The following is a 12,751-nucleotide window of genomic DNA, read 5'->3' on the forward strand; positions in this document are numbered from 1 at the left end:
GGACGCAACTCGATCATGTCGACCGGGCGACGGTCTCCGAGCGTCAGTGAGCCGCGTCGTCGTTCGAAGTCCCCTCATGCGGCCGGTGGATCGACGCCGAATCCTCGGTCGCGGCCTGAGCCAGCGTGATCTGGCGCGCGAGCAATGTCAGTTTCCGGTTCGTGGCCACGTTCCGGCGGTATGTCGTGGCCACGAAGACGAGGAACGCGAGGACGAGCGCGTACAGGAGCAGGTCCGCCCCCCGACCGACACCGATGAGGTTCGCGAGCCAGCTCAGCCACTGAGGGAAGAGAATCGACAGTATCGCCACGATCACGAAGGCCGCCATGAACAGCCGGCGGAGTGCGAGGTGGCTGTCGCCCCCGGTCGGGCGCGCGAGGAAGAGGCCGACGGTGATGACGCCGACGACGAGCAGGAGCTGGATCCACATGACGTTCATCGCACCAACAGGTCCACGAGGATGTTGACCGAGTTCAGGACCGACTGGCCCTTCGCCCTCGAGTAGTCCGTGTAGAGGAGTTCCACGGGGTATTCCCTCCAGGGCAGCTTGGTGCGCCCGAGCTTCAGCACGATCTCGGTGGCGTGCGCCATGCGATCCTGCTCCAGATGGATCGCACGCGCGGCATCCGCCCTGATGACGCGGAGCCCGTTGTGCGCATCGGTCAGCCGAAGTCCGGTGGTGAGATTCGTGACCCAGACCACGGTCTTCAACATCACCCGCTTCAGCCAGCCGGGATCGGTGCGATCATCGAGGAAGCGCGACCCGAACACGATGGCGAGATCCTGGCTCTTCGCGAGGTCGAGCATCTCCAGTGCATCCTCGACGCGGTGCTGTCCATCCGCGTCGAAGGTCACGATGTAGTCCGCCTCGTTGCGTCCGACGACGTACTCGAAACCCGTCTGCAACGCCGCACCCTGCCCGAGGTTGATGGGGTGACGCAGCACTCGAGCTCCGGCCGCTTCCGCGGATGCCGCGCTCCCATCGGCGCTTCCATCGTCGATGCAGACGATGTGATCGAAGTAGGCCGCGAGCTCGCCGACGACGCGCGCGATGACCGAAATCTCGTTGTAGAGCGGGATGACGACCCATGTGTCCGCGGCGTGCCGGCGGGGGTCGGTCGCCGGCTCCGGCGCGGGTACCTGCATCTGACCATTGTTGCAGAACGCGATAAGCTTGCCGACAGTGCCCGGATCCACCCCACCTTCCACCCCGACCGCCAGGAGCCCGCTTGTGACGACAATTCCCGGTGTCCGGATCGCGGATTCGGCCGACGTCGCCGGCGCCGCCCGAATCGGAGAGGGCAGCTCCATCTGGCACCTCGCCCAGGTTCGGGAGCACGCCGTCCTCGGCAGGAACTGCATCGTCGGGCGAGGCGCCTACGTCGGCACCGGCGTGGTCATGGGCGACAACTGCAAGATTCAGAATTACGCCCTGGTATACGAACCTGCGGTGCTCGCCGACGGGGTCTTCATCGGCCCGGCAGTCGTGCTGACGAACGACACGTACCCGCGTGCGGTCAATCCCGATGGGTCCCTGAAGAGTGCGCACGACTGGAAGCCGGTGGGCGTGACGATCGGGCCGGGCGCTTCCGTCGGCGCTCGTGCGGTCTGCGTGGCGCCGGTCTCGATCGGCGCGTGGGCCACGATCGCGGCCGGTGCGGTCGTGACGAGAGACGTGCCGGACCATGCGCTGATGGCCGGTGTGCCGGCGCGCAGGCTTGGTTGGGTGGGCAAGTCCGGCCAGCCGCTCGTTCGGAGGGACGACGAGTGGGTATGCCCGGAGACCGGCGCGCGCTATCGGGAGACCGACGGACAGCTTGAGGAGCTGGAGGAAGCATGACAGACCGTTTCATCCCCGCGGCGAAGCCGATCATCGGCGATGAGGAGCGAGAAGCCGTCGACCGTGTGCTGCGGTCCGGGATGGTCGCACAGGGTCCAGAGGTCGCCGAGTTCGAACGCGAGTTCGCGGCGTCGCTCGTCGAGGGGCGTACGAGTGTCGCCGTGAACTCCGGTACCTCGGGCCTGCATCTCGGATTGCTCGCTGCGGGTGTGGGTGCCGGCGATGAGGTCATCGTGCCCTCGTTCACGTTCGCAGCCACCGGCAACTCCGTCGCGCTGACGGGCGCGACGCCCGTGTTCGCGGACATCGAACCTGATTACTTCACCCTCGACCCCGACGCCGTCGAGGCGGCGATCACCCCTCGCATCAAGGGGATCATGCCCGTGCACCTCTACGGCCACCCGGCGCTCATGGGTCGGCTGCGGGGCGTGGCCGATGCGCACGGTATCGCGCTCTACGAGGATGCCGCGCAGGCACACGGTGCCGAAATCGACGGACATCGCGTGGGAACGTTCGGCGCGTTCGCGATGTTCAGTCTCTACCCGACGAAGAACATGACCAGCGGCGAGGGCGGCATGGTCGCCTGCGCCGACGAGGGCATCGCCCGGGCGGTGAGATTGCTGCGGAATCAGGGGATGGAACGCCAGTACGAGAACGAGGTCATCGGGTTCAACAACCGGATGACCGACATCCACGCCGCCATCGGTCGCGTGCAGCTTCGCAAGGTTGACGCGTGGACGGAGACGCGTCGTGCCAACGCCGCATTCTTCGACGAGCACTTGAACGGTGTCGTGGTCCCGCCCGTCGCACCCGGCGCCCGACACGTGTACCACCAGTACACGATTCGCGTGCCCGAGGACCGCGACGGTTTCGTGGCAGCGCTCCGCGACGAGTACGAGATCGGGTCGGGCGTCTACTACCCGATCCCGAATCATCGGCTTCCCTCGCTTGCCGGATTCGCCCCCGGGCTCGATCTGCCCGAGACGGAGCGAGCCGCCCGGGAGGTGGTTTCGCTCCCGGTGCATCCGTCGCTGTCGGCGGGTGACCGCGAGCGCATCGTCGACGCCGTCAACACCCTCGCGAAGGCGGGTTCGTGATGTCGGAACTGCGCGCCGGGCTGCTCGGCGTCGGCGCCATGGGTCGACACCACGCGCGCGTGCTTCGCGAGGTGGAGGGCGTCGAACTCGTTGCGATCGCCGATCCCGGCGGAGACCCGCATGGGGTGGCCGGCGGGCTCGACGTGCTGCCCGACCTCGACGCTCTCCTCGACGTCGGCATCGACATGGCCGTCGTCGCCGTACCGACGCAGTTCCACGAGGATGCTGCGCTCAAGCTCGCAGCGGCGGGCGTGCACGTGCTCGTGGAGAAGCCCATCGCCCATTCGATCGAGGCGGGCGAGCGGATGGTCGAGGCGTTCTCCGAACGCGGTCTCGTGGGCGCCGTCGGCCACGTCGAACGCTTCAACCCGGCATTGCAGGAGCTGCGCCGTCGTCTCGCCTCGGGAGACCTGGGCGAGGTCTACCAGATCGCGACCCGCCGGCAGAGCAACTTCCCGGCGCGCATCGCCGATGTCGGCGTGGCCAAGGACCTCGCCTCGCATGACATCGACCTCACCGCATGGGTCGCGCAGAGCGAGTACGCGTCGGTGTTCGCGCAGACGACCTTCAAGAGCGGTCGCAACCACGAGGACATGATCGCCGTCACCGGGCGGCTCACGAACGACGTCATCGTCAGTCACCTCGTGAACTGGCTGAGTCCCATGAAGGAGCGCGTCACCGTGGTCTCCGGCGACCGCGGCGCGTACGTCGCCGATACGGCGACGGGTGACCTGACCTTCTTCGCCAACGGCACGATCCCGCTGGAGTGGGAGTCGGTTTCGACCTTCCGTGGTGTCTCCGAGGGCGACGTGACCCGCTACTCGTTCGCGAAGCGCGAGCCGCTTCGCGTCGAGCACGAGGCATTCCGTGACGCGGTGCTCGGAAGTCCGAGCGACATCGTGTCGCTCCAGCAGGGCCTGCGCACGCTGGTCGTGGTCGAGGGCGCCCTCGAGTCCGCTCGCAGTGGGCTCCCGATCCGCTTCTCATGATCCGGGTCGTGCTGGTCACGCGGATCTTCGCACCCGAGGCCGCGGCGGCGTCGTTCCGTCTGGACGCGCTCGCCACGGCGCTCGGATCGGCGGTGGGGCCGGTCACCGTGCTGACCGCCGTCGCGCCCCCGGGGCTCCGCACCAGGTTCGTCCCTGCCCGCAAGGGCGTGGAGGTCCGACGTGCCCCCGTGCTTCGCGACCGCTCGGGCTACGTGCGGGGGTACTTGCAGTACCTCAGCTTCGACGTGCCCGCATTCTTCCGGCTGCTGTTCGCGGGCCGCGCCGACGTGGTGGTCGTCGAGCCGCCCCCCACCACCGGACTGTCGGTGCGTGTCGCCTGTGGCCTGCGCCGCATCCCGTACGTGTACTACGCAGCGGACATCTGGTCGGATGCGACGGAGTCCACTGGGGCGCCCGCGCTGGTCGCCCGCATGGTCCGCTGGGTGGAGCGGCGTGCCCTCGTGGGCGCTCGAGCAGTGATCGCAGTGAGCGACGGTGTGCGGGATCGGGTACTCGAGCTGGCTCCCGGCGCCGAAGTCGCGGTGGTGACGAACGGGATCGACGCAACGGTGTTCGCGCCCGACGGTGAACGCATCGAACCGGCGCCCTGGGCGGTCTACGCGGGCACCGCGAGCGAATGGCAGGGCGCCGATGTGTTCGTTCGCGCGATGCCCGCGGTGCTCGCGCAGTTCCCCGACGCGCGAATCGCATTCATCGGCCAGGGGAGCGCATGGGAGGCCCTGCGCGCCCTTGCGGAACGCCTCGCGCCGCACGCCGTCGAATTCCACGACACCCTCCCGCCCGAGATCGCGGCCCGTTACCTGCGATCTTCGCGGGCAGGGCTGGTCAGCCTCGTACCCGGCCAGGGATACGACTTCGCCATCCCGACGAAGATCTTCGCCACCGCCGCGGCCGGCACGCCCGTCATCTTCGCCGGTGTCGGCCCGTCACGCGACGTCATCGCACGCGGTGGGCTCGGAGTGGCGGTCGACCATGACGCCGACGCCGTTGCGGCCGCGATGATCGAACTGTTCCGGGCGGCCGACGATGGCGGCCGCGAAATGCGAGCGGCGTGGGTCGCGGCGAACGCGTCGAGCGCATCCAGAGCGCGGGATGCCGCGGAGGTCGTGCGTCGTGCGGCGAAGGGCGGGCGATCATGACCGAGCGACTGCTCATCCTCTCGTTCTCGCCGATCGCGAACGACGCGCGCGTGCTCAAGCAGGTCGAGGCGTTCCGAGACGAGTACGAGGTGACCACGTGCGGGTACGGCGACGCACCCGACGGAGTGGCCCGTCACATCCGGATCCCCGACGACGTGCTGCACAATGTCCTGAACGACCGATACATCCGGACGCGCGCGTACCGTCTGGCCTACTGGACGCTCTGGTCGGTCGCCTGGGTGCGCAGGCATGTGCCGCGGCGGACCTTCGACATCGTCCTCGCCAACGACGTCGAGGCCGTTCCGATCGCCCTTGCGCTGAAGCCCGCGAAGGGCGTGCACGCCGACCTGCACGAGTACTCGCCGCTGGTGAACGAGCATTGGCAGGGATGGCGGGAGAAGATCACACCCTATGTGGAATGGCTCTGCCGCCGATACGTCACGAGGGCATCGTCGTGGTCGACCGTCAGTGGTGGTCTCGCCCGGGAGTACGAACGCAACTTCGGATTCCGCGCGGAACTGGTCACGAACGCTGCTCCGTACCAAGAGGCGGTTCCCACCCCGGTCGCCGACCCCGTGCGGCTCGTGCATTCGGGCGCCGCACTCGGAGAGCGCAGGATCGAGGACATGATCGACGGGGTCATCAGATCGCGTTCGGGCTGCACCCTCGACCTGTATCTGACGCCCAACCAGCCCGCGTACGTCGACGAGTTGAAACGCCAGGCGGACGGTTCAGGCGGTCGCGTGCGAATGCTGGACCCCGTTCCCTATGCCGACCTGGCCGCAACCCTTCGCGGCTACGATGTGGGTCTCTCGGTGATCCCGCCGACCACGTTCAACAGCGCCTGGGCGCTCCCCAACAAGATCTTCGACTACGTGCAGGCGCGCCTCGGCGTGATCGTCGGCCCCTCTCCGGAGATGTCCGACACGGTCGAGCGTTTCGGCATCGGCGTTGCGACCGCCGGCTTCACGCCGGAGGACCTTGCGGCCACCCTCGACGCCATGACGGCCCAGGACGTCTCGGCGTGGAAGCGGGCATCGCACGCGAATGCGAGAACGCTTTCCGCGGAGTCGCAGGTCGCCGTGTGGAAGCGCGCGATCGCGGCGCTCGCCGCGACGTGAGATTCGCCCCGGCTGCCGGTCATCCGGCCGATGATAAGGTCAGTCCCCGATGAAGCTCCTCTGGAACACCCTGCGCGACCTCCTCCCGCTGCTCCCTGCGGGCGCCCGACGGTTCTTCGTCGTGTACATCGTCATCACGAGTGCGCTCACGCTGCTGGACGTCGGCGCCATGGCACTGCTGGCACTCATCATCTCGCCCATCGTCACGGGTGCGCCGATCAATCTCCCGGTCATCGGCGAACTGCCGTCCTCGGCTGCGCCGGCTCTCGTCCTAGTCGCGTGCATCCTCATCATTCTGAAGAGCGCGCTCTCCGTCGGCCTCCATTGGGTCGCGACCCGCCGGTTCGCCCGCTACGAACTGCAGATCGGGCAGCGACTGTTCAGCGCGTACATCCACTCGTCGTGGGAGGAGCGCTCGAAGCGCAGCGTCGCGGAGATCACGCGCATCGCCGACGCCGGGATCGCGAACACCGTGCAGGGATTCATCCTCCCTCTTGCGCTCATCCCCGGCAGTCTGCTCACCTTCGTGCTCATCCTCGTGGTGCTCATCGTGGCGCAGCCGCTCACCGCCGTCATCGCCCTGCTCTACCTCGGTCTCATCGCGTTCATCGTCAACAACTTCGTGACCAAGCGCGCGCTCGTCGCGGGACGGGTCAACCGCGACGCGAGCTACCGTGTCGCGAGGTTCATGACCGAGATGGTCGAGGCGCTCAAGGAGATCACCCTCCGGAACAGGCTCGAACAGGTGATGGGCGTCGTGACCGTGGAGCGCCACCGAGCGGTCAAGGCGCGCGCGAACGGATCGTTCCTCAGCATCATCCCGAAATACGCGTTCGAGGCGGCGCTCGTCGGCGGGTTCCTCCTCGTCGGCGGCACGGCGTTCATCTTCGCCGGCCCCGAGCAGGCCATCGTCTCGGTGGCCCTCTTCGCGATCACGGGCTTCCGCCTGATCCCCGCGATCAACGGCGTGCAGAGCAGCATCGTCGCCTCGACCGCGAGCATCCCGAGCGCACAGGACGTCATCGGCGACATCCGCCGTGCCGAGGCGGACGTCGATGCCACCGATACCGGTCGGGACCGTCGAGCACTGCCCGCCGAGCCGGCAGTGCTCTCGCTGCGTGATGTGCATTTCCAATACCCGGGTAGCGGCGAGCCGGTGCTGCGCGGCGTCGACATCGACATCCCGTTCGGGAGCTCCCTCGGCATCGTCGGCCCGTCGGGCGCCGGGAAGTCGACCCTGATCGACATCCTGCTCGGCCTCAGCACGCCCACGAGCGGGAGCCTGACCATCGACGGGATGCCGCTGGTCGACGTGCTCCGCGCCTGGCGGGGGCGCGTCGGGTACGTCCCGCAGAAGGTCGCGTTGTTCGACGGTTCGATCGCCCAGAACGTCGCCCTGACGTGGGACGACGATTTCGACCCCGACCGCGTGACGAAAGCGATCGAGATGGCCCAGTTGGCCGGGATGGTGGCGCAGCGGGCCGACGGCATCCACTCCAGGATCGGCGAGCGCGGCTACGCCCTCTCGGGCGGCCAGCAGCAGCGACTCGGCATCGCGCGCGCCCTGTACGCCGACCCGCTGGTCCTCGTGCTCGACGAGGCCACGAGCTCGCTCGACACGAAGACCGAGGACGATGTCTCGCGAGCGATCCGCGGTCTGCAGGGAGAGCTCACGATCGTGTCTGTGGCGCATCGACTCTCGACGATCAAGGACTACGACCGGATCTGCTACCTCGACGACGGCATCGTGCTCGGACTCGACTCGTTCTACGAGCTCGCGCACGCGCTCCCGGCGTTCGGGGAGCAGGTCGCCCTCGCTGGGCTCGCCCGTCCCGGGACCGTACGGTGAACCCGGTCGTCGACCTCATCATCGCCGCGCACGATCCCGGACGACGCGTCGATCGTGCCGTGTCATCCGTCCTCGACGGCACGGCGACGCGTGTTCGGGTCACCGTCGTGGCGCACGGGATCGACGCGACGGCGTTCGACGCGCAATTGGCTCCGTTCCTCCACGACGAGCGTCTACGCGTCGTCGAGTTCTCCGACGGCGCCCACTCACCGGCCGGGCCGTTCCAGCACGGCCTCGATCTTGCCGACGCTGAGTTCGTGTCGATCATGGGATCGGACGACTTCCTCGAACCAGGTGCGGTCGACGCGTGGACCGCACATGCGACGCACCATGGGACGGACTACCTGATCGCCGGTCTCCGCGACCAGGATGGTGCCGTCTGGCGGGATCCGCTCACACGTCCGCTGCGCCGGAACAGACTCGATCCCGTCCGGGACCGACTGAATTACCGGGCGGCCCCGCTGGGGCTCATCCGTCGCGAGTATCTCGCCCGCGTCGGGATCGGGTTGACCCGGGGACTCGCCACAGGGGAGGACATCGAACTCGGACTCGCGCTCCTGAACCTCGGCGGTCGCATCGACGTCGCCGACCGCCCCTCGTACGTCATCGGGGGCGACGCGCCGCAGCGGGTCACGCTCCTCGGCCGCTCCGCAGCGGCGGAGTCGGAAGCGCTCCTGCTCCTCGCGGAGCGAGCATGGATCACTCGGCTCGATCCCGGCCGTCGCCGGGCGGTCGCGATCAAGCTCTGGCGAATGAACGTCGTGCCCGCGATGCTCATCCGTCCGGAGCCCACCGATTGGTCGGGCCGCGACCTCGACGCGCTCGCGACGGTCGCCGACTGGTTGCAGGACCTCTCACCCGAAGCGCTCCGCTCGCTCTCGCGGACCGAGGCCGCGCTCGCCGATGCCGCGGCACGCCGCGACGCGTCGGCCGTGGCCGAGGCCGTTGCGTTCGCCAGGCAGGCGAGCCGAGCCGACCGCACGCTCACCCGGCGCCTGGCCGACGCATTCGGCAGTGACACGATTCTGCGCCGCGTCGTTCGTCTCCGTATGGGTCGCTGAGGCAAGGCCACTGAACGAAGGAATGAGCGCACCATGGGCATCCTGAACCGCGTCGCGAGTCTTCCTCGCGGTGTCGTCGATCGGATGCTGCGCGACCGCACGCGCCTCCCGTCGTGGCTGAACCGACTGATCGACCACGTCGCCGACCACCCCGACGGACTCCTCGGGCGCATCGCCGCTCGCTCGCTCGGGTCATTCCGCCCCGACGACGTTCCCGCGCCCACCGCGGCGCCGGAGACGGCGACGAGGGTCTACATCGGTCCGACCAACTACGCCGCGCAGGGCTGGCTCTGGGCGCGCGCCCTCGACCGCGCGCCCGGCGACGTGGGCGCGAGGAACATGGCGGTCGACGTCCCCGGCGGATTCTCGTTCCCCGCGGACACCGAGGTCCCCGTCCCCGTCTACACGCGGTCCCGGGAATGGCAGGAGGCGGAGCTCGCCGCCGTCTCCCGATTCACCCACGTGCTCTTCGAGGCCGAGCGCGCGCTCTTCGGGCGGCTGTTCTCGCGTGACATCGCCGAGGAGGAGCGGATTCTGCGAACGAGGGGGCTGTCCACCGCCTTCATGTGCCACGGCTCGGACATCCGCCTTCCGAGTGCGCATCTCGCGTTCACGCCATGGTCGCCGTTCGCCGATGCGGGCACCTACACCGACAAGCTCGAGCGCGACGCGCGACGCAATCGCGCCGTCCTCGACTCGGCGGCCCGGCCGACGTTCGTGTCCACGCCCGATCTGCTCGTGGACGTGCCGTACGCGGCATGGTGCCCCGTCGTCGTCGACCTCGAGCGGTGGCGTGAGCCCGAGTTGACCGGCACGCGGTCCCGCCCGATCGTCGTGCACGTGCCGAGCAAGTCCCACATCAAGGGCACTCACCTGATCGAGCCGGCCATGCGCGCGCTGCACGAGGACGGTGTCATCGAATTCCGCTCGATCAGCGGGATTCCTTCGGCGCAGATGCCGGAGATCTACCGGAATGCCGACCTCGTGCTCGACCAGTTCCGGCTCGGTTCGTACGGCGTCGCCGCCTGCGAGGCGATGGCTGCAGGACGTGTCGTGCTCGGCCATGTCGTCGACCAGGTGAGGGACACAGTCCGGCGAGAGACCGGCCACGACCTGCCGATCGTCGAGGCGACACCCGACACCATCGGCGACGTGGTCGCGGGCCTCGTGGACGATCGCGATCGCATGCGCGCCGCAGCGGCATCCGGCGTCGCCTTCGTCGGCGAGGTCCACGACGGACGCACGAGCGCCCGCGTGCTCCTGGAGGATTGGATCACCGCATCGTGAGACCACCGTCGCTGCTCGAGCTGTGGCGCCGACTGCCGTCCTGGATCCAGGACCCGCTGTCGGTCGCGATCGCGTGGGCCCGCGGCGAGCGGGTACCGCCGCCGCCGCGCCCGAAGAGCCGACCCATCAGGCTCATGATCGCTCCGGCGAACTACGCCGGACAGGGCTACCGGTGGGCGCGGGCCGTCGAGGAGAACCCCGAGATCGCCGCCATGAACATGGTGTACGACTCGATCAACCCGTTCGGGTATCCCGTGGACTATCCGGTACCCGGGCGCATCGCCGGTCATTCGCGGAAGTGGCAGAAGGCGCAGCTGCGTGCGCTCGCCGAGCACTTCACGCACATGCTGATCGAGGCAGAGATGCAGCCGCTCGGTAGCCTCCTCGGCGGCGACGTGCTCGAGCAGGCGCGCGCGATCCAGCGCTCGGGCGTGCGCGTGGCGATGCTGTGCCACGGCTCGGACATCAGGCTCCCATCCCGGCACGCGGCATCCGACCCGTGGTCGCCCTTCCACAACGACGACTGGGTGCCGGTCGCCAAGCTCGAGGAGGTCGTGCTCGGCAATCTCGCGGTGCTCGACGCCCTCGAAGTCCCCACGTTCGTGTCGACACCGGGCCTCATGCTCGATGTGCCGACCGCGCACCTGCTGCCCGTCGTGATCGACGTCGGGATGTGGCATCCGCTCGAACCGGTGCTCGAACGAGCGCGACCGCGCGTGCTGCATGTGCCGTCGAACCCGCTCGTGAAGGGCACCGCCGAGATCGCGCCGGTGCTCGAGCGGCTCGACAGCGAGGGTGTCATCGAGTACGTCACGGTGAGTGGCGTCGACCACGCGAGCATGCCCGACATCTACGGTTCGGCCGACCTCGTACTCGACCAGTTCCGCCTGGGCGACTACGGTGTCGCCGCGTGCGAGGCGATGGCCGCCGGCCGCGTGGTCGTCTCGCACGTGAGCGACCACGCCCGCGGGACGGTCCTCGATGAGACCGGGCACGAGCTGCCCATCGTGGAGGCGAACCTGGACAACCTCGAGACGGTGATCCGCGACGTCCTCGGGAACCGGGAACGGTACCGCGCGGTCGCGGCGACGGGGCCGGTCTTCGTCTCGGCGGTGCACGATGGTCGGATGTCTCGCCGCGTGCTCGAGGAGCGTTTCCTGCTCTCCTGACCGCGGTCCGACCCCGCTTCGGACGACTCGGTCAGCGCCGCCGTCGGGGGAGATCGATCAGGGCCGCAGCCGAGGCTGCGCTGAAGCGGAGCGGACCCTCGCGGTGCAGCCACGAGCCGAGCTCGCGCGTCGTCAGAGACGCGGCGGCGACTCGCCGCCGGCGGCGACGTTCGGCGGCGAGCAGTGACTCGACCGGCACATCGGGATCGAGGATCGCGTCGAGCAGGTTCCGATCAGCACGCGACAGCGCACGCTCGACCCCGCCGCCTGCGGCGATCACCGCAGCCGCGCGGGCCGCGAGGGCTGAACGTTCCCCGACCGTCCAGCGGTCGACCTCGGGCCGGTTGCGCACCGCGCCGAACAGGTTGATCCGGATCAGCTTCACGGCGACCGCCGAGCGTTGCGCGGGCGACATCCGCACGAACTGTTCGGAATCGATGACCGCGGAGAGATACGCGAACTCGTCGTCGATGGCCATCGCCGCGTGCGTGACGCGGTCTCGAGCATCGGCGTGGGCGAGGTACGGCGGCCCCGTGCGGTCGAGCGAGATCGGATGCCCCGAGAACCACACCGTCGTGACATACGGGATGTCCTCACCGCTGGCCAGCCCGGTCGGGAACCGCAGATCCGCGAAGTGGGCGCGCGAGATGAGCCCGAGCGGGGCACTGCGATAGCTCAACCGATCGCGGACGGGGTCGAGGTGCCGCCGGCGCAGGGGGCGAGCGGGGGGAGTCGGCACCGCGGGACCCCCTGCGTGGCGCAGGCGCGCGATCACGCCGGCGGCCCGATCTCGGCGGGCAATGCGCAGCCATGAGTCCACGGCGCCCGGCGCGAACTCGTCGTCCGACCCGAGAACGGACGTGAAGGACCCCGTCGCCTCCTCGAGGCCGAGGTTGAACGGTCCCGACGGGCTGCGGATCCCGTCGTCGAGATGCAGGATGCGTATGTCGTCGCGGTGCACCAGCGTGCCGAGTCGTGCCGCGATGCCCTCGGGATCGGTGTTGTGCGCGACGACCGTGATGCGAACGCGTGCGTGCTCGTTCACCAACGCGGAGGCCACGGCCCGCTCGACGGGCCGCTGCGGCGTGTGCACGGCGACGATCACGTCGACGTCGGGAGCTCGGGTGCTCACGCCGCCGTCACCACTCGCATGATCTCAACGCTAGCAGGACGCCGGC

Annotated in this window: 12 protein-coding genes; 9 read left to right on the forward strand and 3 right to left on the reverse strand. The window is 68.9% G+C overall.

Annotated features, from left to right (window positions below):
* Nucleotides 1–43 precede the first annotated feature (43 nt).
* Nucleotides 44–430, reverse strand: a complete 387-nt coding sequence (locus EZM51_RS02905; protein WP_136706702.1) for a DUF2304 domain-containing protein — start codon at nucleotides 428–430, stop codon at nucleotides 44–46.
* Nucleotides 431–435: 5 nt separating this feature from the next.
* On the reverse strand, nucleotides 436–1,146 hold the full coding sequence (locus tag EZM51_RS02910) for a glycosyltransferase family 2 protein (RefSeq protein WP_136706703.1): 711 nt from the start codon (nucleotides 1,144–1,146) through the stop codon (nucleotides 436–438).
* Between the two features lie 85 nt (nucleotides 1,147–1,231).
* On the opposite strand from EZM51_RS02910, the gene EZM51_RS02915 reads away from it, so the two are divergent.
* The 9 genes from EZM51_RS02915 to EZM51_RS02955 are packed head-to-tail and all read left to right on the forward strand — an operon-like array spanning nucleotide 1,232 to nucleotide 11,573.
* Complete coding sequence (locus EZM51_RS02915; protein WP_136706704.1) at nucleotides 1,232–1,840, forward strand: acyltransferase; 609 nt, start codon at nucleotides 1,232–1,234, stop codon at nucleotides 1,838–1,840.
* Complete coding sequence (locus tag EZM51_RS02920; protein ID WP_136706705.1) at nucleotides 1,837–2,937, forward strand: DegT/DnrJ/EryC1/StrS family aminotransferase; 1,101 nt, start codon at nucleotides 1,837–1,839, stop codon at nucleotides 2,935–2,937. Before EZM51_RS02915 ends, EZM51_RS02920 begins: the two co-directional genes overlap by 4 nt.
* Nucleotides 2,937–3,926, forward strand: a complete 990-nt coding sequence (locus EZM51_RS02925; RefSeq protein ID WP_136706706.1) for a Gfo/Idh/MocA family oxidoreductase — start codon at nucleotides 2,937–2,939, stop codon at nucleotides 3,924–3,926. The genes EZM51_RS02920 and EZM51_RS02925 overlap by 1 nt, the downstream gene beginning before the upstream one ends.
* Nucleotides 3,927–3,934: 8 nt before the next feature.
* On the forward strand, nucleotides 3,935–5,086 hold the full coding sequence (locus EZM51_RS02930; RefSeq protein ID WP_248305427.1) for a glycosyltransferase family 4 protein: 1,152 nt from the start codon (nucleotides 3,935–3,937) through the stop codon (nucleotides 5,084–5,086).
* On the forward strand, nucleotides 5,083–6,207 hold the full coding sequence (locus tag EZM51_RS02935; RefSeq protein ID WP_136706708.1) for a glycosyltransferase: 1,125 nt from the start codon (nucleotides 5,083–5,085) through the stop codon (nucleotides 6,205–6,207). The genes EZM51_RS02930 and EZM51_RS02935 overlap by 4 nt, the downstream gene beginning before the upstream one ends.
* A 49-nt stretch (nucleotides 6,208–6,256) precedes the next feature.
* On the forward strand, nucleotides 6,257–8,056 hold the full coding sequence (locus EZM51_RS02940) for an ABC transporter ATP-binding protein (protein WP_136706709.1): 1,800 nt from the start codon (nucleotides 6,257–6,259) through the stop codon (nucleotides 8,054–8,056).
* Nucleotides 8,053–9,117: a glycosyltransferase family 2 protein gene (locus EZM51_RS20450; protein ID WP_169053762.1), complete on the forward strand. Its 1,065-nt coding sequence runs from the start codon at nucleotides 8,053–8,055 to the stop codon at nucleotides 9,115–9,117. Before EZM51_RS02940 ends, EZM51_RS20450 begins: the two co-directional genes overlap by 4 nt.
* A 33-nt stretch (nucleotides 9,118–9,150) precedes the next feature.
* On the forward strand, nucleotides 9,151–10,404 hold the full coding sequence (locus tag EZM51_RS02950) for a glycosyltransferase family 4 protein (RefSeq protein ID WP_136706710.1): 1,254 nt from the start codon (nucleotides 9,151–9,153) through the stop codon (nucleotides 10,402–10,404).
* Complete coding sequence (locus EZM51_RS02955; RefSeq protein WP_136706711.1) at nucleotides 10,401–11,573, forward strand: glycosyltransferase family 4 protein; 1,173 nt, start codon at nucleotides 10,401–10,403, stop codon at nucleotides 11,571–11,573. The genes EZM51_RS02950 and EZM51_RS02955 overlap by 4 nt, the downstream gene beginning before the upstream one ends.
* A gap of 31 nt (nucleotides 11,574–11,604) precedes the next feature.
* Here the strand turns inward: EZM51_RS02955 and EZM51_RS02960 are convergent, their stop codons facing one another.
* Nucleotides 11,605–12,705 carry a glycosyltransferase family A protein gene (locus EZM51_RS02960; protein WP_136706712.1) on the reverse strand — a complete coding sequence of 367 codons (1,101 nt, stop codon included), beginning with the start codon at nucleotides 12,703–12,705 and terminating at the stop codon, nucleotides 11,605–11,607.
* Between the last annotated feature and the right edge of the window lie 46 nt (nucleotides 12,706–12,751).

The organism is Agromyces sp. H66 (assembly GCF_004959775.1).
GTDB lineage: Bacteria > Actinomycetota > Actinomycetes > Actinomycetales > Microbacteriaceae > Agromyces.

What these genes read in the sequence shown, in the direction of transcription:
- EZM51_RS02905 (WP_136706702.1), bottom strand. Translation starts at nt 430, where the DNA reads ATGTGGATCCAGCTCCTGCTCGTCGTCGGCGTCATCACCGTCGGCCTC.
- EZM51_RS02910 (WP_136706703.1), bottom strand. Translation starts at nt 1,146, where the DNA reads ATGCAGGTACCCGCGCCGGAGCCGGCGACCGACCCCCGCCGGCACGCC.
- EZM51_RS02920 (WP_136706705.1), top strand. Translation starts at nt 1,837, where the DNA reads ATGACAGACCGTTTCATCCCCGCGGCGAAGCCGATCATCGGCGATGAG.
- EZM51_RS02925 (WP_136706706.1), top strand. Translation starts at nt 2,937, where the DNA reads ATGTCGGAACTGCGCGCCGGGCTGCTCGGCGTCGGCGCCATGGGTCGA.
- EZM51_RS02935 (WP_136706708.1), top strand. Translation starts at nt 5,083, where the DNA reads ATGACCGAGCGACTGCTCATCCTCTCGTTCTCGCCGATCGCGAACGAC.
- EZM51_RS02940 (WP_136706709.1), top strand. Translation starts at nt 6,257, where the DNA reads ATGAAGCTCCTCTGGAACACCCTGCGCGACCTCCTCCCGCTGCTCCCT.
- EZM51_RS02950 (WP_136706710.1), top strand. Translation starts at nt 9,151, where the DNA reads ATGGGCATCCTGAACCGCGTCGCGAGTCTTCCTCGCGGTGTCGTCGAT.